General features: G+C 72.5%; 19 protein-coding genes and 1 pseudogene. 5 read left to right on the top strand and 15 right to left on the bottom strand.

Annotated features, from left to right (window positions below; genetic code table 11):
• Positions 1 to 4: 4 nt before the first annotated feature.
• The 5 genes from ACWEF6_RS29645 to ACWEF6_RS29625 all read right to left on the bottom strand — a co-directional run bounded on the left by ACWEF6_RS29645 (position 5) and on the right by ACWEF6_RS29625 (position 5,984).
• Entirely contained in the window at positions 5 to 2,659 is a 2,655-nt protein-coding gene (locus ACWEF6_RS29645) for a glutaminase domain-containing protein (RefSeq protein ID WP_449685937.1), read from the bottom strand.
• A gap of 507 nt (positions 2,660 to 3,166) precedes the next feature.
• On the bottom strand, positions 3,167 to 3,643 hold the full coding sequence (locus ACWEF6_RS29640; RefSeq protein ID WP_449685936.1) for an MSMEG_6728 family protein: 477 nt from the start codon (positions 3,641 to 3,643) through the stop codon (positions 3,167 to 3,169).
• Between the two features lie 82 nt (positions 3,644 to 3,725).
• Entirely contained in the window at positions 3,726 to 4,025 is a 300-nt protein-coding gene (locus tag ACWEF6_RS29635) for a DUF1883 domain-containing protein (RefSeq protein ID WP_449685935.1), read from the bottom strand.
• 100 nt (positions 4,026 to 4,125) lie between these two features.
• Positions 4,126 to 5,304 carry a hypothetical protein gene (locus ACWEF6_RS29630; RefSeq protein ID WP_449685934.1) on the bottom strand — a complete coding sequence of 393 codons (1,179 nt, stop codon included), beginning with the start codon at positions 5,302 to 5,304 and terminating at the stop codon, positions 4,126 to 4,128.
• Between the two features lie 191 nt (positions 5,305 to 5,495).
• Positions 5,496 to 5,984 (bottom strand): MarR family winged helix-turn-helix transcriptional regulator, encoded by a 489-nt coding sequence (locus tag ACWEF6_RS29625; RefSeq protein WP_449685933.1) that lies wholly within the window; start codon positions 5,982 to 5,984, stop codon positions 5,496 to 5,498.
• 28 nt (positions 5,985 to 6,012) lie between these two features.
• Between ACWEF6_RS29625 and ACWEF6_RS29620 the strand changes: the two genes are divergently transcribed.
• Positions 6,013 to 7,458: a phenylacetate--CoA ligase family protein gene (locus tag ACWEF6_RS29620; RefSeq protein ID WP_449685932.1), complete on the top strand. Its 1,446-nt coding sequence runs from the start codon at positions 6,013 to 6,015 to the stop codon at positions 7,456 to 7,458.
• On the opposite strand, the gene ACWEF6_RS29615 is transcribed toward ACWEF6_RS29620, so the two are convergent.
• Positions 7,455 to 10,025, bottom strand: coding sequence for a hypothetical protein (locus tag ACWEF6_RS29615; protein WP_449685931.1), 2,571 nt, complete (start codon positions 10,023 to 10,025; stop codon positions 7,455 to 7,457). The two genes, ACWEF6_RS29620 and ACWEF6_RS29615, sit on opposite strands and share 4 nt — an antisense overlap.
• Positions 10,026 to 10,071: 46 nt before the next feature.
• Complete coding sequence (locus tag ACWEF6_RS29610) at positions 10,072 to 10,380, bottom strand: DUF4326 domain-containing protein (RefSeq protein WP_449685930.1); 309 nt, start codon at positions 10,378 to 10,380, stop codon at positions 10,072 to 10,074.
• A gap of 220 nt (positions 10,381 to 10,600) precedes the next feature.
• Here ACWEF6_RS29610 and ACWEF6_RS29605 point away from each other — a divergent pair, with 220 nt between their 5' ends.
• On the top strand, positions 10,601 to 10,993 hold the full coding sequence (locus tag ACWEF6_RS29605; protein WP_449685929.1) for an STAS domain-containing protein: 393 nt from the start codon (positions 10,601 to 10,603) through the stop codon (positions 10,991 to 10,993).
• 4 nt (positions 10,994 to 10,997) lie between these two features.
• Here ACWEF6_RS29605 and ACWEF6_RS29600 read toward each other — a convergent pair whose 3' ends face one another.
• The 7 genes from ACWEF6_RS29600 to cutA form a co-directional block, all read right to left on the bottom strand.
• Positions 10,998 to 11,378 carry a response regulator gene (locus tag ACWEF6_RS29600; RefSeq protein WP_310973167.1) on the bottom strand — a complete coding sequence of 127 codons (381 nt, stop codon included), beginning with the start codon at positions 11,376 to 11,378 and terminating at the stop codon, positions 10,998 to 11,000.
• Complete coding sequence (locus ACWEF6_RS29595) at positions 11,375 to 12,796, bottom strand: PAS domain-containing sensor histidine kinase (protein WP_449685928.1); 1,422 nt, start codon at positions 12,794 to 12,796, stop codon at positions 11,375 to 11,377. The genes ACWEF6_RS29600 and ACWEF6_RS29595 overlap by 4 nt, the downstream gene beginning before the upstream one ends.
• Positions 12,797 to 12,846: 50 nt before the next feature.
• Entirely contained in the window at positions 12,847 to 13,245 is a 399-nt protein-coding gene (locus ACWEF6_RS29590; protein WP_449685927.1) for an ATP-binding protein, read from the bottom strand.
• A gap of 70 nt (positions 13,246 to 13,315) precedes the next feature.
• Positions 13,316 to 13,963, bottom strand: coding sequence for a response regulator transcription factor (locus tag ACWEF6_RS29585; protein WP_449685926.1), 648 nt, complete (start codon positions 13,961 to 13,963; stop codon positions 13,316 to 13,318).
• 129 nt (positions 13,964 to 14,092) lie between these two features.
• Positions 14,093 to 14,557: a DUF6292 family protein gene (locus tag ACWEF6_RS29580; RefSeq protein ID WP_310973171.1), complete on the bottom strand. Its 465-nt coding sequence runs from the start codon at positions 14,555 to 14,557 to the stop codon at positions 14,093 to 14,095.
• A 67-nt stretch (positions 14,558 to 14,624) separates the two neighbouring features.
• Complete coding sequence (locus ACWEF6_RS29575; RefSeq protein WP_449675644.1) at positions 14,625 to 15,332, bottom strand: RraA family protein; 708 nt, start codon at positions 15,330 to 15,332, stop codon at positions 14,625 to 14,627.
• A 9-nt stretch (positions 15,333 to 15,341) separates the two neighbouring features.
• Complete coding sequence (cutA, locus tag ACWEF6_RS29570; protein WP_310973173.1) at positions 15,342 to 15,665, bottom strand: divalent-cation tolerance protein CutA; 324 nt, start codon at positions 15,663 to 15,665, stop codon at positions 15,342 to 15,344.
• Positions 15,666 to 15,767: 102 nt separating this feature from the next.
• Between cutA and ACWEF6_RS29565 the strand changes: the two genes are divergently transcribed.
• The gene (locus ACWEF6_RS29565) at positions 15,768 to 17,174 is read left to right on the top strand and encodes a hypothetical protein (RefSeq protein WP_449685925.1); all 1,407 of its coding nucleotides are present in this window, start codon (positions 15,768 to 15,770) and stop codon (positions 17,172 to 17,174) included.
• 56 nt (positions 17,175 to 17,230) lie between these two features.
• Positions 17,231 to 18,383, top strand: a pseudogene (locus tag ACWEF6_RS29560) (FAD-dependent monooxygenase).
• Here ACWEF6_RS29560 and metH read toward each other — a convergent pair.
• Positions 18,365 to 21,988, bottom strand: a complete 3,624-nt coding sequence (gene metH, locus ACWEF6_RS29555) for a methionine synthase (RefSeq protein WP_449685924.1) — start codon at positions 21,986 to 21,988, stop codon at positions 18,365 to 18,367. The pseudogene ACWEF6_RS29560 and the gene metH overlap by 19 nt on opposite strands.
• 298 nt (positions 21,989 to 22,286) lie before the next feature.
• Here metH and ACWEF6_RS29550 point away from each other — a divergent pair, with 298 nt between their 5' ends.
• Complete coding sequence (locus tag ACWEF6_RS29550) at positions 22,287 to 23,153, top strand: LLM class F420-dependent oxidoreductase (protein WP_449685923.1); 867 nt, start codon at positions 22,287 to 22,289, stop codon at positions 23,151 to 23,153.
• The last annotated feature ends 8 nt before the right edge of the window (positions 23,154 to 23,161 follow it).

Here is a 23,161-nt window from a genome sequence, read left to right as displayed (position 1 = left end):
GGCGTCAGGCGAACCGCCACAGGTGGTCCGGGGTCCCGTTGTCGTCCCACTGCGTCGCCTGGGCACCGTCCGCCGTGGACTGCTGGTCGACCGCCAGCACCTTGCCGCTGCGGACGTTGACGAGCTTGGACCAGCCGCCGCCGGCGTCGACGATCCGCCAGTCGTGGTCCGGCGTGCCGTTGTCGCGGTACTGCTGGACGTGGGCGCCGTTGTCGAGGCTCTGGTCGTGCACGGCGAGGACCTTGCCGCTGTTGCGGTTGACGATCCGGACGGTGCCGTCGCCGTTGTCCACGACGGCCCAGAGGTGGTCGGCGGTGCCGTTGTCCGACCACTGCGTCACCTCGGCCATGTCGGCCAGGGACATGTTCGAGACGGCCAGCACCTTGCCGGAGCGCTGGTTCTGCAGCTTCCGCCAGACGGTCGTCGACGCGGCGGGCCGGGTCAGCAGTGCGAGGTAGCCACCGGCGACCGGGCGGGCCTGGAAGCCGCGCTGGGTGGCGTCGGCGACGACGTACCAGTCGCTGAACGGCACGCGCTGGGGCGTGGTGTCGGCGTAGCTGTAGACGCCCTCGACGAGCGTGGTCCGGATGTTCGGCTGGTCGGCGAGCCAGGCCGCGGTCCACAGTTCCCAGTCGGCCTTCGTGTAGTTGTTGCGCGGGTCCAGCAGGACGCCGTGGGCACCGGCGCGGCCCTGGTACCAGGCGGCCTCCTGCGCGGCGACGCCGAGCGGGACCAGGTCGAGGCCGAGCACGCGGTCGGCGAAGCCGTTGTACTTGAGGCTCCAGGTGCCCGGCTGGTCGTAGGCGAGCCGCAGGTGCTGGCCGTCCTCGGCGAGCGTCACCCACTGGCTGACGTAGCTGCGCGAGGTCGACCGGTACCGCTGGGCGTCGGCCGCGTTGCCGGTCGCGGCGGCGATGACGCCCATCGCGCCGACGCCGATGATGCCCTTCAGGGCGAGGTTCGCGCTGTGCGCGATGAAGCCGGTGAAGTCGTCGGTCTGGTTCTGGAAGCCGGGGTCGAGGGTGTTGGCGACCAGGTATTCGGCCCACTGCCGCAGGATCCGGTAGTGGGCGGTCGCGAAGGCGACGGCGTCGGCTTGCGGCAGCCGCTGCACCAGCGCGGCCGCCATGATCAGCAGGTTGGCCGACTCCTCGACCGGCATGCTTTCCTCGTTGCCGTCGTTGTGCCCGGTCGCGTCCGGGTAGTGCGTGCCGAGGTCGTGCTCGGCGAACGGCATCGGCCAGCCGCCGCGCTCGGCGTAGTCGAGCAACGGCTCCAGCAGCAGGCGCAGGTAGGCGGGCGAAAGGTAGAGGTAGGCAGGGAACGCCGGGTAGGTGACGTCCACTGTGGACATGTTGCCGTTGGAGGAGATCTCCTTGAGGAACGCCCAGGGCGCGCCGCCGCGGTCGACCAGTTCGGTGCCGCCGAAGGCCTGGCGCAGGGCGAGCGCGCAGATCCCGGCGTAGTGTTCACCGGTGCTGCCGCCGCCGGCCGCGGCGACGGCGTCGTCGTGCAGCCGCTGGTCGATCGAGGTGGCGGCGGCGAGGGCGGCGGCGTAGTCGTTCGCGAACCAGACCGCCATGTCCGGCCAGGTGCTCCAGTAGTGCGTCCACCAGGGACGCAGTTCGCTGCCGAGGTAGCGCACCGCGGGCGTGCGGACGTGCCCGATCGCGAGGGTGAAGGGCGTGGCCGCGCCGCCGGCGGGGATGGTGCCGAGGTTTTTGTTGAAGGCGAGCACCGGCCAGCGATCGTCGATGGCGCGGGGCTGGGCGGTGTCACTGGTGTTGTTCAGGACGCCTTGGCCCGCCGACGCGGCCCGCACGACGGTGTCCTGCCCGATCTGCCAGGTGGTGCCCGAGGCCGGCGCGGCGAGGACGAGGGAGCCCCAGCTGGCCTGGTCACCGTTTTCCTGGAGCACGCCGGGGTTCGCGGGGGTGCAGCTGAGCAGGGTGTAGCCGCCGGTTTGCTGCTGCGCCCAGGTGACGGCGGTGCCGGTGTTCCCTTGCACCCACTCGGCGGAGGTGTCGAAGTGCAGGTCGACGGCGTGCGCGCGCCCATCGGCGCTGGCGGCCTGGATGGTGACGTAGCCGAAGGGGACGCACTGGCGCTGCAGGTTGGCGGGATCGACGGGGGAGAAGAAGGTGACGGTGAGGTTCACGCCGCCCCCGGTGAGGAGGTAGGTCGAGCGGGTGCCGGTGACCTGCAGGCTGACCTGCGTCATCGGGGTGGGCGCCGGACTGCCGGGCGCGCCGGCGAAGAGGTAGGCGGTGCCGTCGATCCGGGCGATGCCGCAGAGGGCGGTGATGTGGCCGGTCCAGAAGCTGGACCAGGTGCCGGTGAGCGTGTCGGCGGGCTGCCAGGTGGAGAGGTAGGGCGAGCGGACGATCAGCGGGGTGGCGGGCGGCCGGATGGGAGTGAAGGTCCCGGCGGCGGCTGCTTCGGTGGTGGCTGTTGCGTTGTCGGCGGCTGCTGCGGTGGCTGGGGCTGCCGCGGTCGCGGTCGCGGTCGCGGTCGCGGGGAGCCAGAGGGTGGCGGTGATGGCTGCGGTGGTGCCTCCGGCCAGGCGGAGCAGATCGCGGCGGGTGAGGTGGTCGGTTTGTCGGGTTCGGTGCTGATGCTGGCCCTGGTATCGGTCTCGATTTCGGTCTCGGGAGGACATCGGTGACCCCTTCCAACGGCGTGCGAGCCGGGCAGGGACTTTTTTACATCGTTGGTACAACGTTGTAAATCCGCCGAAGGTCGGCGTCGGAGCGCGGTGCGGACCAGTGGAGCCGCAGGTCCACACCGGTTTCCGACCGGCTGGCACTGCGCGGAGCCGGCTCGGGACTCGGCCGCCTTGCGACGGCTTCGGGCGAAGCCGATCATCCGCCGCTACCGTGGGGCTCCTCGCTCTGCCGCGTGATTTCCGGCCGGCCCGCACCGCCCAAGGGCCACGCGCGCTGCCTCAGCCGAATTCCGGCCGATCCGCACCGCACCAGCCCCACCCGAGCCGGCAGCCCGAGCCGCCCACCCCGGCCGGGTGCCGGGATTCCCGGCCGACCCGCACCTCCCGCGCCCGAGCATCGCGACCCCGGCCAACCCGCACCTCCCCCACCCGAGGCCACGCCAGCCAACCCGAGCCGCTCCGAGGGCCCCGCGGCTCCGGCGCACCGCCGCGGCAAGCGGGTCAAGCCGTGCGGCTGGGCCGGTCCGAGGGTGGCCACACGTACGGCAGGTCCGGCGCCACCCCCGGAAACAGCGCGCCGTAGTGGTCCGGGTCCTTCCTCACCAGGGCCGACTGGTGGCTGCGGTGGACCGCTTCGTCGCCCAGCCACGGCGGTACGTCGCCCGCCGCCGTCAGTTCGCTCTGTGTTCGGACCTCCGCCTTGCCCACCGACCGGGTGAACTCCTCCCCCAGCTTCGCCGCGCACGTGTCCGCCGCGCCCAGCTCGCACCACACCGCGCAGACCTCGAGGCCGTAGCGCGTCAACGCTTCCTCGTACCCCGTCCACATCTTCGCCGCCGGGTGGTGGCGCCAGCCGTAGCCGGGGATCACCAGTGCGCGCAGCACCTGGAGGGCCTCCACGCGCTGCTTGCCGAGGCGGCGGCGGTCGAGCGTGCGGGCGCTGGCGGTGAAGTCGGTGCACGGCAGGAACGTCTGCATCCCGGGCGGGTACCCCGCATCCGCCCGCCGAGGCGGGGAGGATCGGCGGCGGCCCCGACCGCGGGGCCGGGGCCGCCGGCGGTCACCGGGGGCGCGCCTTGGCCGCGACGGCCGCTTCGGGTTCGACGCTCACCCGCGGGCGCAGGGGCCGGGCTTCGAGACCCTCGACGTCGATCACCAGGAACCAGTGGGCGTTCGCCGGGATGTGGATCTTGAACATCGGTGCGGTGGCCACCCCGCCGTGCATCCGGTAGTACTGCCGGCGCCGGTAGGCCTGGAAGTTGACCGCGGTCAGGAGCCTGACGTTGGCCATCGCGTCCAGGCGGACGGTGACCACCGCGTCTCTTCGGACCTTCCCCAGGTCGAACACGCTCGCTTCCATTTCGTCCCTCTTCCACGCGTGGTTTTCGGTTCGGATTCGACGGTCGCGGGCAGCGCGGATCGCGCCGCGCGGCACACGACGGGCGGAAGATCGGAACGGACTAGCCGGGCCCGGTGCCCGGTTCGCACGGCCGCCACAGCGGCACGAAATCCCCGTGCGCCCAAGGGGACGCGCGGAAGTGGTGTGGAGCCTGGCCCGCGCTCAGGAAGGCGGGCGGAATGACGGAGCCGGTGCCAGTCGCGACATCGGGAGACGACACGGGCGCGCCGGGGTGAACCGGGGTCTGCCCGGAGCGGTGACCGGCGGCGGCGTGGTGGGCGGTGGTCCTGTGCGGCCGGGGCGAGCTGGGCAGGACACAGGTGCGGCCGGCCGTCTTCACGATGACGGAGACGAGCTGCCGGGCTTGGTTCGGCAGCGGACCGGTCGCCGCCGCTACGGCCAGCGGGGTGATGAGCCGGACGATGGAGCCGACCAGGGGTGCCTCGGTGGCGAGGGGTTTCTCGCCCCTGCCTGCGACGGGGTTCACGACGGGTGGGGTGTCGCCGGTGACCGGCTTGACGACGCTGGTCAGTCCGGTGTCGGAGACGACGGGGTCGACAAGCCCGGTGACGGCCTTGGTCGCCGGCGAGAGGAGCGCCTTCGCGGGGCTCAGGATCGGCTCGGCCGAATGAACGATGGGCGCAACGACGGCGCGGGTCACCGGCGCGACGACGGCGGTGGCGGCTCGGCCCAGGGGTGCGACAAGGGCTCCTGCCGCACGAGTCACCGGCGCGACATCCGCGGCCGCAGCTTCACCCAACGCGCCGACGGCACGCGTCACCGGCGCCGCCACCTGCGAAACCGGCTCCGCAACCGCCCCCACCACACGCGCCGCCGGCGCCGCCACATGCGACACCGGCTCGACAACTGCGGCCGCGGTCTTCGCGACAGGCGAGGCAACCGCGCGAGTCACCGGCTCGGCGGCGCCCACGACTCCCACCGCGGTCGGTCCGGCGGCGCGCGCCACCGGCCGCGCAGCCGCGACGGACCGCGGCGCTACCCGCGAATCCACCGCACTCGCCCGTCCCACGGCAGTCGGCGAAACCCCAGCAGCGACCACCCCGTGGGCCCCCGAAACCACACCCGAAGGCAGGCCCGGCTCGACACCCCGCCCCACAGAGACATCCGCCGCCGAGGCGCTGCCCGACACCAGCCACGAAACCAGCCAGAAGCCCGCCACCGCCGCCGCCAGGACCAGCAACCTGCGGGCGGCGACGGACACCTCGCGAGCCCCGGTCACGTCGGCGAACCTCCACGGTGAGAACAGGCCTGGGACGTACCCTCCAACGCCGCACCCCACACGCCTGCTACGGGCCGTCCGGCGCTTCCACTCGGTCGGCCTAGCACTTCCGGCCCGGCGTGCCCGGCTCGAGACTCCACTCGGGGGAGACCGATCCCCCAGGTGTCCCCCGGAACGTACCCCCGGGGCAATCAGGCTTCCGGTGCCCGCCGCTGCCCCGAAAGCGCCCCCAGGGCGCGGACGCCGTGCTGGAGGCCCTCGCGGAACGTCGCCCGCTGGCCCGGGCTCAGGTCCGCCAGGAGCGCGTTCTCCAGCTCCGTGACCGCCGGCGCGCAGCCCACCAGCAGCTCGCGTCCGGCTTCGGTGAGGCCCGCCAGCAGGACGCGCTTGTTGTCCGCCTTCGGGGTTCGTGCGATCAAGCCGCGCTTCTCCAGCGTCAGCACCATTTCGTGCATCGTCTGCGGACGGAGGAACGACCGGCGGGCCAGCTGGGCCGAGGACAGGGCTCCACTGGCCTCCAGCACGCTCAGCGCCGTGTACTGCAGCGTCGTCAGCCCGAGCGGCCGCAGGGCGTCGTCGAGCAGCGCCCTGATCACCAGCTCGAGCCGTTTGACCAGGTACAGGGTCAACGGCGGGCCGGCGGGCTGCTCCTGGGCCGAGGTCGTCACGGCGCCCATCATGGCACGGCTGCGCCGCTATGCTCCGATCATGGACCTCGGCCGGCAGACCCGCGTGCGGCAGGCGCTCGACTCCTTCTTCGGCCCCGCGGACCCGGCGCCGGAAACCGCCGTCCTCGAACTGTTCCACCGCACCGCGGAAACCGTGCCCGCGTACCGGAAGTTCCTGCGGGAGCACGGGATCGAGCCGCGGGCCATCCGGACCATGGCGGACTTCCGGACGCTGCCCCGCACCGACAAGGCCGGCTACCACCGGAAACACCCGCTGCCCGAGCTCTGCCGCGGTGGCACCTTCGACGGGCTCGACATGATCGCCGTCTCCTCCGGCTCCAGCGGCCACCCCACGATCTGGCCGCGGGCCCTCGAAGACGAGCTGCACGTCGCCCGGCGGTTCGAAACCGTCCTGGTCGACGCCTTCGCGGCCGATCGGCGCCGCACCCTCGCCGTCGTCTGCTTCCCGCTCGGCACCTGGGTCGGCGGCCTGTTCACCACGGCCTGCGTGCGCCACCTCGCCGCCAAGGGCTGCCCTGTCACCGTCGTGGCGCCCGGCAACAACAAGGCCGAGATCCTGCGCGTGCTGCCCGAACTCGCGCCGCACTTCGACCAGGTCGTCCTGCTCGGTTACCCGCCGTTCGTCAAGGACGTCGTCGACACCGGACGCGCCGAGGGCGTCGACTGGCCCTCCTACGCCGTCAAGCTCGTGCTCGCCGGCGAAGTCTTCAGCGAGCAGTGGCGCGAGCTGGTCGCCGGGCGGGCCGGGATCGCCGACCCCGTCCGCGACATCGCGTCGCTCTACGGGACGGCCGACGCGGGCGTGCTCGGCACCGAAACGCCCCTGTCGGCGAGCATCCGCCGGTTCTTCGCCGGCCGCCCGGAGCTGGCCCGCGAGGTCTTCGGTGACGCGCGGCTGCCGACGCTCGTGCAGTACGACCCGGCGAGCCGCTTCTTCGAGGTCCAGGACGGCACGCTGCTGTTCACCGCGGACGGCGGCATCCCGCTCGTCCGCTACCACATCGCCGACGACGGCGGGCTCCTCTCGCACGCCGGGCTGCTGGACTTCTGCGCCCGGCACGGCTTCACCCCGCCACCGGGCCCCGAGCTGCCGTTCGTCTACGTGTTCGGCCGCTCGCTGTTCACGGTGTCGTTCTTCGGTGCCAACGTCTACCCGGAGAACGTCACCGTCGGCCTGGAGCAGCCCGGCATCAGCGACACCGTGACCGGCAAGTTCGTCATCGAGTCGGTCGAGGACGCCGACCGCGACCGCCGGCTGCGCATCACCGTGGAGACCGCACCGGGCACCACCGCCGACGCCGGCCGGATCGCGACGGCCGTGCGGGACCAGCTCGTCCGGTTGAACAGCGAGTTCGCCCACTACGTCCCGGCGGAGCGGCAGCTGCCGGACGTCGTCCTGCGCCCGGCGGGCGACCCCGAGTACTTCCCCGCCGGGGTGAAGCACCGCTACACGCGGCCGGGCTAGGGCCGGGCGAGTTTGCGGAACCGCTCGCGGCGCTCGTCGGCCGACGAGCCGTCGGCGATGTCGTCGTCGAACCACGAGCACAGCGCCGCCCACAGTTCGGCGCAGCTCGCGAAGTCCTCGATCGTGGACTGCTCGGTCAGCTCGGCGATGTCCGCGACCAGGTGGTCCAGGCGGCGGTCGCAGAGCCGGACGTACTCGCGGACGACGATGTTCGCGTCCAGGTTCGTCTTCGCCCGTGGGCCGGCCGCGCCCCGCAGCTGGGCGTGCAGGCTTTCCTCGCAGTACAGCGGGAATCCGGAGATCGAGCCCGGGTAGCCGGACTCCGCCGCCCACTCGCGGAACGCGCAGATCGCCTGGTAGCGCGTGTACCAGTCCTGTTTCCCGGCCGCCAGGCTCGCCAGCTTCCGCCAGGCGTCGCGGTCGGCCGATCGCCAGCGGTCGAGGGTGCGGCCGTCCGGGGGCGGGCCCTCGGCGAGCGCGCGGACGCGCCAGAAGTGCGCCCGGCAGCCCGCGATCTCGGCGACCAACCGGCGGACGTAGCCGACCTGCTCCCAGACGTGGGCGCGTTGCGGCCGCAGCGGCGCCGCCCGGTCCGGGGAGAACGTCACCATCTCGAACACGCGGAACAGCTCGTGGCCGCGCAGGGCGGCGAGGTCCGGGTCCTCCCCCATCACCCAGGAGCGGCGCTCCGGCAGCCGTCCGCTGTGGCTGATCGTCGCCGCGTGGTAGAGCTCGCGGACCGCGCGGCGGGCCACCTCGTCGCGCGATTCGCCGAGCAGACGCGGGTTGCGCGCGCGGTCCCGCAGGTCGCGCTCGCCGCGCGGGCCGACTTCGAGCATCGCCACCGCGTACACGCTCGCCGCGTTGTAGCACTCTTCCCACGACTTGCGGGGCCCCGCGGCTTCGACGGTGGCGTCGAGCCTGCCCGGGTCAGGGGGCCAGCGCCGGTCCGGGCAGACGTCGGCCAGCCGGACGCGGCTGCCGGGGTAGGCGGGCTGGGGTTCGGGCACCGCGCCGGTGACCGGTTCGACGTCCGCCATCGCGCGCCGCAGCACCGACCAGACCAGGGACAGGTCGAGCGCGCGGTTGGTCAGCTGCTGCCAGCTGCGGCGCCAGCGCCGGCCGAACCGCCGGTAGTCCTCGATGAGCCGCTCGATCTCGTACTGCGACAGCGCGCAGAAGTAAGACCGCATCTCCGCCGCGCGCTGGTTGTACTCGGCGAGCTGCTCCGGGGTCGCCTCGCTGACCAGGAGTTCCTCGACCGGCACCTTCAGCACGCGCCGGTGCAGCTCCAGGCGCTTCTCGCGCGGGATCGCGTACGGGCGCGTCCGGACGTCGAGGTCGACGTAGCGGCGGAAGCGCAGCTCGATCGCCGCCCGCAGCTCGGCACGGCGCTGCGCCCGCGCGTCGCCGGGCGTGCCCGCGGTGGTGCGCCGCACCCACCAGGACCCGGCCACGGAGTCGCCGTGGCCGAGGACGAGCGCGTGCCGGTAGCGGGCGATGAGCAGGGCGACGTCGCGGCCGCGGCCGGCGTGGCGGGGCTGGCGCGCGAAGTCGGGGCCGATCCACCAGCGGGCCAGCCGCGGGTGTCCCCGGCTGCACACGGTGATCACGTCGTCGTAGGTGGCGAGCGCGTCGAGGTGCAGGTCGAGCTGTTCCTGCAGGGCGGCGATCTCGAGTCTGATGTAGACGTTCGCCGGGTCGAGGCTGACCGCGCGGTAGTACTCCGCGAGGGCCTCGTCGTAGCGGCGGTAGGCGATGAAGTGGTTGGCGCGCTGGTAGGCGTCGAAGAGCTCGTACGGGATCTTCGCGCCGCGCCAGGCGGACCAGTGGATGTTGGAGCGGACGTACCCGCTGCGCGGGATGACCAGCGCGGCCACCGCGTTCGCCGCGCGGTGCAGCACGCGCGGCCAGTTCGCGTCCTCGATCACCAGCGGGCTCGCGGCGAAGCGCGGGACGCGCACGAGTTCCAGGATGAGCTGGTGGCGGCCGGGGGTGTTGCCGGGCCGGACGGTGCCGGTGACGGTGAACGCGGCGGGCGGCTGGGCGAGCCGGATCACCTTGGTGACGGCCTTCCACCAGCCCTCCGCGGCGTCACCGGCGTGCTCGACGATCTGGAGGAAGTCGTACGAGCTCCCGGCGCCCGGGACCGGGGTCGGGGTGTAGAGGCGGGAGTCGTTGAGGAACCGCTTGAAGGTGGCGGTCAGCTCGACGGCGGAGTCGATCTCGCGGTCGTGGCTGCCTTCGGGCCGTTCGTCGACGAACACCCGGATGTCGATCTGGTTGGCCCGGTAGGCGGCGGCTTCCAGCCGCGCCTTGCCGATGAAGTACAACGTCAGGACGGCCGACACGAGCACCACGGACGTCTGCAGCACGGTCCAGGTGATCACGGTGGCGACCTTCGGGTCCCGCACGAACGTCCAGGACTGGAAGAACGGCAGGTAGGGCACGACGGCGAAGCCGGCCGCGACGAGTCCCGCCGCCACCGCCGCCAGCCACCACCGGATCCGGTGAGCCGCGGGGAGTTCGGCCTGGTCGAACCCGCCGAGTCGCCGCGCGTGCACCATCAATCACCCCCTCGTGTCAGGTTACTCGCACAGGGGGTCCGTTCTGTTACGGCCCGTTATCCGCGAGCTCGGCGATCACCTGGGCGTGACACGGTTCGGGAACGCACCAGCACCCGAGGCGGCGACCACGCAGCCCGGGCAGCAGCTCCAGCAGGTCCGGCCGGGACAGCAGGTACTCGCGGTACCGGGCGACGACGTCCTCGCGCGTGCCGTCCGGGCCGGGCCGGAACGGGCTGGCCAGCTTCGACGCCTCGAGGTGCCAGCCGCCGCGGTGCATCGCCCGCCCGACGTAGACGACGTCGGCGTAGTCCGGGTCGTCCCGGTGTCCCTTCAGGTTGACGACCGTGGTCGGCATCCGGCCTCCTTCACCCGTCTGGTCCATTGTCCACCGGTTCGCCGCCCATCCGGTTGCGGCCCGATGGTTCGCCTAGTGCAGATGCACTATGCTGATGGCTCACGGTTGAGCCGTCAGCCGCTGCCGGACGTTCCGCGCCCGGGCCGGCAGGCTGCCCCGTCCGGCATCCCCGTCCCGCAACGTCCGGTCCGCTCCCGCTGCCCGACGAAAGGGTGCCGCGATGGTTCCGGAACCACGCTCGGCCGACCACCGGCTCACCGACGCCGACTGGCTTCACGCCGGTGGCCACATGTCCCTGCGCGTGCGCTCCCCCGGCGCCGGCACCCTGCTCGTCGAGGTGACCGGCGAAGTCGACCTGAGCACCGCGCGCCGCCTCGACGAAGTCCTGCAGGACCGGGTCCGCGGTGACCTCGGCGACCTCGTCATCGACCTGGCCGGGGTCACGTTCTTCTCGGTCGCCGGGCTCAACTCGCTGCTGCGCGCCCAGCTGCTCGCCGACTCCGCCGGCGCCCGCCTCACCGTGGACGCCGGGCGTTCGCGGGCGGTGCGGCGGCTGTTCACGCTGCTGCCGACCGACTTCGACTGCGTCGCCAACGTCCGGCCGGTGCCCTGACCGCTCACCCCGCCGCCTGACCGCCCAGCCGCCGGACGGCTTCGACGATCGCCGTGTTCGGCGCGCCCTTCACCAGGTACTCGGTGACGCCAGCCGCGGCCAGCCCGGCGATGGAGGCCCGGTCGGCGTAGGCGGAGAAGGCCAGGATGGCGGTGTCCGGGCTGCGCCGGACGATCTCGCGGGCCGCCCGGGCCCCGCCGCCGCCCGGCATCCGGACGTCGAGGACGGCGACCGCGGGCCGGTGCCGCTCGGCGAGCAGGATCGCCTCGTCGGCGTCGCCGGCCACCGCGACCACGGCGATGCCGTCCTCGGCGTCCAGGACTTCCTTGAGGACGTCCCGGATCAGCACGTCGTCGTCGGAGATCAGCACGCGCAGCTCGGTCACGGTTCGAGCTCCGTCGCGTCGGGCAGCAGGGGCAGCCAGAACTCGATGACGGTGCCCTCGCCGGGCGTGCTGTCCACCGAGAGCCAGCCGTGCGCGGCTTCGGCGCGTTCGTGCATCTCGACCAGCCCGAAGTGGCCCGCGCCGGCATCGCCGCCGGCCGTGCCGACGCCGTCGTCGGTGATCCGCACCAGGGTGCCGTTGTCCACTGTGGACAGCGTGACGCCGACCCGGGTGGCGCGCGCGTGCTTGCGGACGTTGCTGAGCGCCTCCTGGCAGATCCGGTACACGGTGATCGCCGCTTCGGGCGACGGCTCGGCGGTGAGCTCGTCGCGCACCTCGTGCGCCAATCCCCAGCGGCCCGCGACCTCGTCGGTGTAGGCCGAGACCGCCTCCACCAGGCCGTGCCGGTCGAGTTCCGGCGGCCGCAGCCGCGAGACCAGGCCCCGCAGCCGCGCGATCGCGGCGGCGACCGACTCGTCGAGGCCGCCGACGGCGCTCGCGTGCGGTTCCGGCAGCCGGGAGGCCAGCAGCTGCAGGCGCATACCGACGGCCACCATGGACTGGATCGACTCGTCGTGGACGTCCCAGGCGATCCGGCGCCGCTCCACCTCCTGCGCCTCGACGAGGTGTCCGACCAGCCGGCGGCGTTCACGCAGGGCCTGCTCGGCGTTGCGGCGTTCGGTCATGTCGCGGGTGACCTTCCCGAACCCGTGCAGCCGGCCGTGCTCGTCGTACAACGCCGTGATCACCACGTTCGCCCAGAAGCGGGTGCCGTCCTTGCGCACCCGCCACCCCTCGTCCTCCAGTCGCCCTTCCTCGACGGCGGCCTCCAGTTCCCAGGCCGGTTTCCCGGCGGCCACGTCCTCGGCCGGGTAGAACACCGAGAAGTGCTGCCCGATGATCTCCTCGGCCGCGTACCCCTTGATCCGCTCGGCGCCGGCGTTCCAGCTGGAGATGTGCCCCCCGGTGTCCAGCATGAAGATGCCGTAGTCCTGGACGCTCTGGACGAGCAGGCGGAACCGTTCTTCGCTCTCCCGCAGCGCCAGCTCGGCCGCGCGGCGCTCGGTCAAGTCCCGGATGACCTTCCCGAACCCGTGCAGCCGCCCCTGCTCGTCGTACAACGCCGTGATCACCACGTTCGCCCAGAACCGGGTGCCGTCTTCGCGCACCCGCCACCCCTCGTCCTCCAGCCGCCCCTCGGCGACGGCGACCTCCAGCTCCCGGGCGGGCTTGACCGCCGCGACGTCCTCGGGCGGGTGGAAGACCGAGAAGTGCCGCCCGGCGATCTCCTCCGCCGCGTACCCGGTGATGCGCTCCGCCCCCGCGTTCCACGTCGAGATCCGGCCCTCGGTGTCGAGCATGAAGATCCCGTAGTCCAGCACTCCCTGCACCAGGAGGCGGAACCGGTCGTCGTCCATGCGGCAACTCTGCCGGATGACCGCCCGCCCGGCACGGCCACGAACCCGGTTCAGCCCGCGAGTTCGGCCGCCGAGGCGGGCAGGACGCACCAGACCACCTTCCCGCGGCCGTGGCGTTCGGTTCCCCGCACCGAGGACAGGCGGTCGACCAGGACGAGCCCCCAGCCGCCGTCGGCTCCCGCCGGGCGCCGGACCGGCGGTGCCGGGCTGTCGTCGAAGACCTCGATGCGGACGTCCGCGCCGTCCACGCTCAGCCGCAGGACCGGGTCGCCGACGCCGTGGCGCAGCGCGTTCGTCGCGAGCTCGGTGACGACGAGCAGCGCGTCGTCGACCGCGCGGCCGTCGGTCCAGGCCAACAGGGCGAGCCGGGTGAACCGGCGGGCGAGCGCGAGCCCGGGGGCCGAGCCGGTCAGCACGCACTCCGCGGTGAGCGGGGCAGGGATGGTCACCCGGTAAGCCTCGCGAAGCGGCCCGGGCGGCGCGAGATGCAAAAGCCCTCCCGCGGCTGGTGCAGCTGCATCAGCCGATGAGGCCCTCTCGGCGGGCCACCGCGACCGCTTCGAGCTTCGAGCGCGCGCCGAGCTTCTCCAGCACCCGCTGGACGTGGTTGCGCGTGGTGTTGCGGGAGACGCCCAGCCGCCGCCCGATCTCGTCGGTGGTCGCGCCTTCGGCGAGCAGGTCGAGGGTTTCGCGTTCCCGCGCGGTCAGCGCCGCGCCGCCGCCGCGGCCGCGGCCGGTGAGCCGGTCGAAGACGCCGGGCAGCAGCTCCGGGTCGAAGACGACCCCGCCGGCGGCGACGTCCCGCACGGCGGATTCGAGCACGCCGAGCTGGGAGGACTTCAGCAGCAGCCCCGCACCGCCCGCCTTGGCGACCTGCACGGCGATCGCGGGCGTCGCGTCGCCGGTCAGCACCAGCACCCGCGCCCCGCCCGAGCCGAGCTGCGCGAGGACGCCGAGGGCGTCGCCGTCGGCGAGCCGCCGGTCCAGCACCACGACGTCGGGGGCGTGCTCGGCGACGTCGGCCACCGCCTCCGCCCGGGACCGCGCCCGGCCGACCACGGTGATCCCGTCGGCGCGGTCGAGGGCCTGCTGGAGGGCCTCGGCGACCATGTCGTGGTCCTCCACGAGCAGGACACGGACTGGTCGGGGCTCCTCGGCGCTGCTCACGGTGGTCCCTCACTCCGGTTACGGCTGTGACAACCGGGGCTTCGCCCCGAGCCGGGGGCTTCGCCACCCGGGCCCCCGAAAGCGGTGTGCCCACCCATCCTAGGCGGCCGAGCGCGGGATCGCCGCCGGTCACCAGGCCGGGGAGCTCGGCCGCAGCAGGCCTTCGGGACCGGTGACCGGCAGCCAGTCGACGAGCTCCTCGTGGTGCCCGGCCGCCCGGAACACCGGCGGCCGGAACGACCCGGCGGGCGACCCGGCGACCCGCAGCACCTCGAGGAACCGGGCGACCACGCGCGGCGCGGGCAGCACCTCGGGGCCGCCGAGGTAGGCGAGCGGTTTCGCCGCCCCGCCGCCCGCGGGCTCGACGACCGCCGACCAGCCGTGCACCTCGTCCCAGATCAGGGCGAGGTCGTGCCCCGGCAGGTCGGGGAGCGTGCGGTCGAGGGCGACGTACCCGGAGGCGGGCTCGTCGAGGTCGAGCGAACACGATTCGAAGCCGACGCCGACCGCCCGGGCGACCCGGGCGAGGTAGGCACGCAGCCCCCGGGCGAAGTGGTATTCGATGTCCCGGCCGAAGCCGATGAGCGTGTTCATGGTTCCGCCTCCCGCGCCCGCTGCAGGCCCGGGATACCCGATCAGGCGGGTGATCACACTTTCGCGCTCACTCTTCAATCGCGCCGCCCACGGCCCGGAGATGGGCGCGGAAAGTCAACGCCGGATTCGTTTCCCGCGCCGCAAGAAAGTCACCGAACCGCACCTGCTGCCGCAACGGTTCGCCGCCGCGGATGCGGTCGGCCTGGCGCCGTTCGGTGTCGCGGATTCCTTCGGCGAGGGTGAACAATTCACCCGCACGGGCGAGCGGGACGAAAAGGACCCCGTCGTCGTCGCCGAGCACGAGGTCGGCCGGCCCGATCCGCCACGTGCCGACGATCGCTTCGGCCAGCCCGCCGTCGATGCGGGGCCCCAGGCTGAGCGGGCCGGTGGGCAGCGAGCCGAGGCTGAACACCGGCAGCCCGATGGCGCGGATGTCCGCGGTGTCGCGGTGCAGGCCCCAGATCACCACCCCGGACAGCCCGGCGGCGCGCGCCTCGAGCACCACGAGGTCCCCGACGCAGCTTTCGTCGAGCCGTCCGCCGTTGTCGACCACCAGGACGCCGCCGCCGGGGGCGTCCTCGAACGCCTCGAGGAAGACGTCGACGCTGCCGACGTGCCGGGCCGGAACGGCCGGCCCGAACAGCCGGCTGCCCGGCACCACGGCTCGGGTCGGGGCCGGTGCGCACCGCACCGGGAGCCCGGCGCGGATGCACGCGTCGGCGAGGTGGGCGGTGGTCAGCGTCGCGAAGCGCTGCCTGAGTCCATCGTGGTCCATGCGCCGAATCTAGCCAGCGGTCTCCTCGGTCAGCCACGCCAGGTATTCGGCGCTGCCCCCGGTGATCGGCGTGGCGACGACCTCCGGCAGGTCGTAGCCGTGCAGCTGCCGGAGGCGTTCGGTGAGCGCGGGCACCCGTTCGGCGGTGGTCTTGATTTCCACCCGCCACTCCTGATCGGTCTGCACGGCTCCCTCCCACCGGTAGACGCTGGTGATCGGGCCGACGATCTGGGCGCACGCCCCGAGCCGGGCGGCCACCGCCTCGGTGGCCAGCTCGCGGGCCGCGGTTTCCGAGTCCGTCGTGGACGTCACGATCACGTGTTCTGCCGCCATACCGGCGAGATTACCGGGGACCGTTCACCCGGAATTCGAGACAGCGCCACCGCACGGGCGCCAGGATAAGCCGCGCCCCGTTGCCGACGTGAGGACTCCAGGATGCGCCGTCTGCCCGCACTGGCCACCGCCGCACTCACCGCCGCCACTCTTTTGCTCCCCGCCACGGCCCACGCCGCGAGCCCGCCGTTCCCCGCGTCGGTCTTCCGCGCGACCCACAACAGCTACTCGGGCAACGTCGACGGCGCCAAGAACTCCCTCGCCTACCAGCTCGACCACGGCGTGCGGTTCCTCGAACTCGACGTGCACGACAACGGCTACGCCACTTCGCACGACTACGCCGTCGGGCACGACTCGCCCGGCAACCTCGTGGACCACAGCGGCGGCAACCCGGCGTCGAACAACCTCCGCGACTGGCTGGCCGTGGTGAACACCTGGTCCGCGCAGCACCCGGCCGCCGCACCGATCGTCGTCATGCTCGACCTCAAGGACGACCTGACCGACAACCCCTCGTTCGCCGCGGGGAACCTGACCGCGCTGAACCAGGAGCTCGAATCGGTGTTCGGCACGCGGCTGCTGCGGGCGCAGGACTACCCGGCGGCGCAGCCGGACGTCGACGCGCTGCGCGGGCGCGTGCTCCCGCTGCTGTCCGGCGACGGCGGCTCCCGCACCGAGTACCAGCGCGACGTCGGCTACCACCCGGCCGTCGCCCTCAACGGCCGCGGCCAGGTCGTCGAGGTGCACGACTCCGGGGCCGGCGCGCTCTGGTACTGGACCGGGACCTACGGCGCCGACGGGCGGGTCACCTGGCTGCGGCACGGCAAGTACGACAGCGGGCAGACGCCGGCCGTCGCGCTCAACGACAACGGCGACCTCGTCGAGGTCCACCAGTCGCAGGGCGCGACCACGCTCTGGTCCCACGTCGGCAAGCTCGGCGCGGACGGTGAGATCACCTGGCAGGCCAGCCACCAGTACGACAACGGCGTCCTCCCGACAGTCGCCTTCACCGACGGGACGCACCTGCGGGAGATCCACAAGAGCCAGAGCAACAGCCAGAACTGGGCCTGGGACGGTGTGCTCGCGGGCACCGCGGTGGCGTGGACCGGCAACGCCAAGACGTCCGACGCGCGGTTCGCCAAGGCGACGTCGAGCAGCGCCGGCCGCACGGTGTCGGTGTGGACCGGCGCGGACGGCCCGACCTCGGCGCAGACGCTGCGCGCCGACACCGGCCGCGTCGCCGGTGACCGGATCCGCTACCGCCAGGTCGCCTTCGACGAGTTCCAGAAGGGCGACAGCGCCGAGCTGCAGCAGGGTGCGCTGTTCTACGGCGCGCCCGCGACGGAGTCGGCGTTCATCACCTCGGCCCGGCAGGCGGGCAAGCTGGTCCGTGGCTGGGACTTCGACGCCGCGGGCCAGGCCACCACTCCCCTGGCGAACTACCCGGCGACCAACCACCCGTACGACGCTTGGTACCAGACGCTGCTGACGAACAACGGCGCCGTCGAGTAGGCCACCGTCAGCGCTTCGCCAGGGACCGGTAAGCGGCCCTGGCGAAGCTCGGCGGCATGAAGAACCTCACCGTCCTGATCTCCGGCGCGAGCGTCGCCGGCCCCGCGCTGGCCTGGTGGCTGACCCGCTTCGGCTGCACCGTGACCGTCGTCGAACGCGCCCCGGCGCTGCGGCCCGGCGGCCAGGCCGTCGACTTCAAGGGCGCCACCCACCGCGCCGTGCTCGACCGCATGGGCCTCCTCGACGAGGTCCTGCGCCGCCAGACCGGCGGGCAGGACCAGACGATCGTCGACGCGACCGGCAAGCCGCGGGCCGTGATCCCCGGCGAGTTCACCGGCGGCGACATCGAGATCCGCCGCGGCGAGCTGTCGGAAATCCTGTACACCCACACGGACTGCGAATACCTCTTCGGCGACACCGTCACGTCGCTGACCGAGACCACCGGCGGCGTCGACGTCACCTTCGCCCGGGCGGAGCCGCGCCGGTTCGACCTGGTCGTCGGCGCCGACGGCATCCATTCGAACGTCCGGCGGCTCGCGTTCGGCCCGGAGCGCGGCTACGTGCAGTACCTCGGTTACCACTACGCGCTGGCCGAGCTCGGCGAGGAGCTCGGCGGCGGCGACGCGCAGATGTACAACGAGCCGGGCCGGATGGCCACGGTCGGCGGCCCGAAGGCGTCGGCGTTCTTCGTGTTCGCCTCCCCCCCAGCTCGACTACGACCGCACCGACACCGACCAGCAGCGGGAGCTGCTGATGGACGCCTACCGGGGCGCGGGCTGGCGGGTGCCGGAGCTGATGGCCCGGATCCCGCAGGCCCGCGAGTTCTACCTGGACTCGCTCAGCCGGGTGACGATCGACGGCTACACCCGCGGCCGGGTCGTGCTGCTCGGCGACGCGGCGTACGGCAACACCCTGGGCGGCTTCGGCACCGGCCTGGCGGTCGTCGGCGCCTACGTGCTGGCCGGCGAGCTGCGCGCCGCCGACGGTGACCACCGGGTCGCGTTCGCCCGCTACGAGGAGCTGATGCGGGACTACGCGAAGGTCTCGCAGCGCGGCAGCGCCGGCCCGTTCCTGGCGCCGCCGTCGCCGCTGCGGATCAAGCTGCGGGACTGGACCTTCAAGTCCCGCTTCCTCCTGGGCCTGATGCTCAAGGCGACCGACAAGTTCGCCACGGACATCGAGCTGCCGGACTACGCCTCGGGGTCGTAGGCCAGGTTGGGGCGGAGCCACTGCTCGACCTCGGCGACCTCGACCGCCTTGCGGCGGGCGTAGTCCTCGACCTGGTCGCGGCCGAGGCGGCCGACGGTGAAGTAGCGGGAGTCCGGGTGGGCGAAGATCAGCCCGGACACGCTCGCCGCCGGGGTCATCGCGAACGACTCCGTCAGGGCCATCCCCAGCCCGTCCGCTTCCAGCAGCTCGAACAGCTCGCGCTTCTGGCTGTGGTCGGGGCTGGCCGGGTAGCCGAGCGCCGGGCGGATGCCGCGGAAGCGCTCCGCGTGCAGGTCCTCCAGCTTCGGCTGCGCGTCCGGCTCGAACCAGTCGCGGCGGGCGCGCAGGTGGATGTGCTCGGCGAACGCCTCGGCGAGGCGGTCGGCCAGCGCCTTGACCATGATCGCGCGGTAGTCGTCCTGCTCGGCCTCGTAACGCGCGGCCAGCGCCTCGGCGCCGTGGATCGCCACCGCGAAGCCACCGAGGTGGTCGCCGATCGGGGCGATGTAGTCGGCCAGGCAGCGGTTCGCGCGGTCCTCGGGCTTGGCCGTCTGCTGCCGCAGCATCGGGAACTTGACGTGCGCGTAGTCGCCCTCGAGCAGGATGTCGTCGCCCTCGCTGTGCGCCGGCCAGAACGCGTACGCGCCCTTCGCTGTGAAGCTGCCTTCGGCGATGATCTGGTCCAGCAGCGTGTTCGCGTCGTCGAACAGCTCGCGCGCGACCGGCTGCTCGAGGATGGCCGGGTACTTGCCCTTGAGTTCCCAGGCCAGGAACAGGAACTGCCAGTCGACCATCTCGCGCAGTTCGGCGATGCTCGGCTCGACCACGCGCAGGCCGGTGAACGCCGGGGTCGGCAGGCCGTCGAAAGCCACCTTCTCGGGGTTCGCGCGGGCCTGCTCCAGGGTGAGCATCGGGCGGCGCTGCTTGCTCGCGTGCTGCTCGCGCAGCACTTCCTGGTCGGCCCGGTTCTTCGCGGTCAGCGCGATCGAGCGGTCCGGGTCGAGCAGGTCGGAGACGACGCCGACCACGCGCGAGGCGTCGAGGACGTGCACCGTCGCGTTGTCGTAGGCCGGGGCGATCTTCACCGCGGTGTGCTGCTTGGACGTCGTCGCGCCGCCGATGAGCAGCGGCATCTTCAGCCCGCGCCGCTGCATCTCGGTGGCCACGGCGACCATCTCGTCCAGCGACGGCGTGATCAGCCCGGACAGCCCGACGGCGTCGGCGCCTTCGGTGACCGCGGTGTCGAGGATCTTGCCCGCCGGCACCATCACGCCGAGGTCGATCACCTCGTAGTTGTTGCAGCCGAGGACGACGCCGACGATGTTCTTGCCGATGTCGTGGACGTCGCCCTTGACCGTGGCGAGCACGATCTTGCCCTGGCCACCGCTGGAGGCGAGCCGGCCTTCCCGGCGCGCCTGCTCCTTCTCCGCCTCCATGAACGGCTCGAGGTAGGCGACCGACCGCTTCATCACGCGCGCGCTCTTGACCACCTGCGGCAGGAACATCTTGCCGGAGCCGAACAGGTCGCCGACGATCTTCATGCCGTCCATCAGCGGGCCCTCGATGACGTCGAGGGGCCGGGGCAGCTGCTGCCGCGCCTCTTCGGTGTCTTCCTCGATGTAGTCGACGATGCCGTGGACCAGGGCGTGGGACAGGCGGGCGCCGACCGGGCCTTCGCGCCAGGAGAGGTCGACGACGCGCTTGGTGCCGCTGCCCTTGACGTTCTCGGCGAAGGCGACGAGCCGGTCGGTGGCGTCTTCGCGGCGGTCGAAGAGCACGTCCTCGACCAGTTCCAGGAGGTCCTTGGGGATGTCCTCGTAGACGGCGAGCTGGCCGGCGTTGACGATGCCCATGTCCAGGCCGACCTGCATGGCGTGGAAGAGGAACGCCGAGTGCATCGCCTCGCGGACGACGTCGTTGCCGCGGAAGGAGAACGACAGGTTCGAGATGCCGCCGGAGATGTGGACGCCGGGACAGCGTTCCTTGATCCGGGGCAGCGCGTCGATGAACGCCTTCGCGTAGCCGTTGTGCTCGGCGATGCCGGTGGCGACCGCGAGGACGTTCGGGTCGAAGATGATGTCCTCGCCCGCGAAGCCGGCTTCCTTGGTGAGCAGGTCGTACGCGCGGGCGCAGATCTCCACCTTGCGGTCGGCGGTGTCGGCCTGGCCCTGCTCGTCGAAGGCCATCACGACGACGCCGGCGCCGTAGTCGCGGATCGTGCGGGCCTGGGCCAGGAACGGCTCCTCGCCCTCCTTGAGGCTGATCGAGTTGACCACGCCTTTGCCCTGCAGGCAGCGCAGGCCGGCTTCGAGCACGCTCCACTTGGAGCTGTCGACCATCACCGGGATCCGGGCCACCTCGGGCTCGGTGGCGATGAGGTTGAGGAACGTCGTCATCGCCTGCTCGGATTCGAGCAGGTCGGCGTCCATGTTGACGTCGAGCAGGTTGGCGCCGCCGCGGACCTGTTCGAGGGCGACGTCGACCGCGCCCTGGTGGTCGCCGGATTCGATGAGCCGCCGGAACCGCTTGGAGCCGGTGACGTTGGTGCGCTCGCCGATCATCACGAACCCGGTGTCGGCGCCGATGCCGAACGGTTCGAGGCCGCTGAAACGCGTGTGGGTGCGCGGCGCCGGGATCACCCGCGGGCCGATGCTCTTCGCCGCTTCGGCGATCTTCGCGATGTGCGCCGGGGTCGTGCCGCAACAGCCGCCGACCAGGTTGACCAGGCCGTCGCGGGCGAACCCGCCGAGCAGCCCGGCGGTCTGCTCGGGCGTCTCGTCGTAGCCGCCGAACGCGTTCGGCAGGCCGGCGTTCGGGTGGCAGGCGACGTAGGTGTCGGCGAGCCGTGAGAGTTCCTCGACGTGCGGGCGCGCCTCCTGGGCGCCGAGCGCGCAGTTGACGCCGACGACCAGCGGTTTCGCGTGTTCGATCGAGCTCCAGAACGCCTCGACGGTCTGCCCCGACAGCGTCCGCCCGCTCAGGTCGACGATGGTGACCGAGATCCACAGCGGCAGGTGCGGCGCGACCTCGCGCGCGGCGGCGACCGCGGCCTTGCAGTTCAGCGTGTCGAAGATCGTCTCGATGAGCAGCACGTCGACGCCGCCTTCGGCGAGCCCGGCGATCTGCTCGGCGTAGGTGGCCTTGACCTGCTCGAACGTGACCGCCCGGTACGCCGGGTCGTCGACCTTCGGCGACAGGCTGAGGGTGACGTTGAGCGGGCCGATCGAGCCCGCGACGAACCGGCCGCCCGCTTCGTCGGCCGCCTGGCGGGCCAGTTGCGCGCCGCGGACGTTCATCTCGTGGACGTAGGCCTGCATCCCGTAGTCGGCCTGGCCGATGCCGGTGGCGGTGAAGGTGTTGGTCGTGGTGATGTCCGCGCCCGCGGCCAGGTATTGGCGGTGGACGTCGAGGATGACGTCCGGGCGGGTGAGGTTCAGCAGGTCGGGGTCGCCGGTGACGTCGTGGGTGTGCTCGCCGAAGCGGTCGCCGCGGTAGTCGGCCGGGGTGAGCCCGGCGCCCTGCAGCATGGTGCCCCAGGCACCGTCGAGGACCGCCACACGGCTGCTCAGCAGCTCACGCAGCCGGCTGGTGGGATCTTGACTCATCGGCGCCCTCCCTCGTCCGGGAGGCGCCCTTGGTGCGGTGGAGCGGGTCGAGCGTGGCGGACCCCGCGGTCCGTTGCAGCGCCTCTCGGCCCGTAACCGAGGATAGTGGATCCGGCACCCGGCTGGCCATCCCACCCGCCCGGGCGTCCACGATCTGGGACACCGGCCGCGACCGTCCACAATAGAACAATGCGTTCACCCTGCACCTCCACCCCCCATGCTCCCCGTGGCGGCGGCCGTGCTCACCTCGTGGACTGCCCACCTTGAAAACTGAAACACGTTCTAATACGCTCCGCGGGTGGACTACGGAATCGTGCTGTTCACCAGCGACCGGGGGATCACCCCGGCGGCCGCGGCGCGCGCCGCGGAAGCCGCGGGGTTCTCGACCTTCTACGTCCCCGAGCACACCCACATCCCGGTGAAGCGCGAGTCACCGCACCCGCGCACCGGCGACGCGTCGCTGCCCGACGACCGCTACAGCCGGACGCTCGACCCGTGGGTCGCGCTGGCGACGGCGGCCTCGGTCACGTCGCGCATCCGGTTGTCCACGGCGGTGGCGCTGCCGGTCGAGAGCGACCCGATCACGCTCGCCAAGACGATCGCCAGCCTCGACCACCTCTCCGGCGGCCGCGTCACGCTCGGCGCCGGGTTCGGCTGGAACGTCGACGAGCTGACCGACCACGGCGTGCCCGGGAACCGCCGCCGCACCGCGCTGCGCGAGTACCTCGAGGCGATGAGTGCACTGTGGACGCAGGAGGAGGCCGCCTACGACGGGGAGTTCGTCTCCTTCGGGCCGAGCTGGGCGTGGCCGAAACCGGTCCAGGCGCACATCCCGGTGCTGCTCGGCGCGGGCCCGACCGAGAAGACGTTCCGCTGGATCGCCCGCCACGCCGACGGCTGGCTCACCACGCCGGCCGACTCCGACCTCGACGGGCACGTGGCCCTGCTGAAGGAGATCTGGCACGCCGAAGGCCGGGAAGGCGCTCCGCGGATCTGCGCGCTCGGCGAGCGGCCGGACCCGGAACGCCTGGCACACCTGGATTCCCTCGGCGTCACCGAGACGATCTTCGGCCTCCCCGACCGCTCGCCGGAGGAAGTCGAGGCGTGGATCGGCCGGCTGGCCGGGAAGCTCGGGCTGCGGGTCGTGAGTGGTAAAGCGGGTTAGAACCCGCT

It is taken from the genome of Amycolatopsis sp. NPDC004772 (genome assembly GCF_053601215.1).
This window is presented reverse-complemented; position numbering and strand designations above follow the sequence as displayed.

What these genes read in the sequence shown, in the direction of transcription:
- ACWEF6_RS29645 (WP_449685937.1), bottom strand. Translation starts at nt 2,659, where the DNA reads ATGTCCTCCCGAGACCGAAATCGAGACCGATACCAGGGCCAGCATCAG.
- ACWEF6_RS29640 (WP_449685936.1), bottom strand. Translation starts at nt 3,643, where the DNA reads ATGCAGACGTTCCTGCCGTGCACCGACTTCACCGCCAGCGCCCGCACG.
- ACWEF6_RS29635 (WP_449685935.1), bottom strand. Translation starts at nt 4,025, where the DNA reads ATGGAAGCGAGCGTGTTCGACCTGGGGAAGGTCCGAAGAGACGCGGTG.
- ACWEF6_RS29625 (WP_449685933.1), bottom strand. Translation starts at nt 5,984, where the DNA reads ATGATGGGCGCCGTGACGACCTCGGCCCAGGAGCAGCCCGCCGGCCCG.
- ACWEF6_RS29620 (WP_449685932.1), top strand. Translation starts at nt 6,013, where the DNA reads ATGGACCTCGGCCGGCAGACCCGCGTGCGGCAGGCGCTCGACTCCTTC.
- ACWEF6_RS29615 (WP_449685931.1), bottom strand. Translation starts at nt 10,025, where the DNA reads ATGGTGCACGCGCGGCGACTCGGCGGGTTCGACCAGGCCGAACTCCCC.
- ACWEF6_RS29610 (WP_449685930.1), bottom strand. Translation starts at nt 10,380, where the DNA reads ATGCCGACCACGGTCGTCAACCTGAAGGGACACCGGGACGACCCGGAC.
- ACWEF6_RS29605 (WP_449685929.1), top strand. Translation starts at nt 10,601, where the DNA reads ATGGTTCCGGAACCACGCTCGGCCGACCACCGGCTCACCGACGCCGAC.
- ACWEF6_RS29595 (WP_449685928.1), bottom strand. Translation starts at nt 12,796, where the DNA reads ATGGACGACGACCGGTTCCGCCTCCTGGTGCAGGGAGTGCTGGACTAC.
- ACWEF6_RS29580 (WP_310973171.1), bottom strand. Translation starts at nt 14,557, where the DNA reads ATGAACACGCTCATCGGCTTCGGCCGGGACATCGAATACCACTTCGCC.
- ACWEF6_RS29575 (WP_449675644.1), bottom strand. Translation starts at nt 15,332, where the DNA reads ATGGACCACGATGGACTCAGGCAGCGCTTCGCGACGCTGACCACCGCC.
- cutA (WP_310973173.1), bottom strand. Translation starts at nt 15,665, where the DNA reads ATGGCGGCAGAACACGTGATCGTGACGTCCACGACGGACTCGGAAACC.
- ACWEF6_RS29565 (WP_449685925.1), top strand. Translation starts at nt 15,768, where the DNA reads ATGCGCCGTCTGCCCGCACTGGCCACCGCCGCACTCACCGCCGCCACT.
- metH (WP_449685924.1), bottom strand. Translation starts at nt 21,988, where the DNA reads ATGAGTCAAGATCCCACCAGCCGGCTGCGTGAGCTGCTGAGCAGCCGT.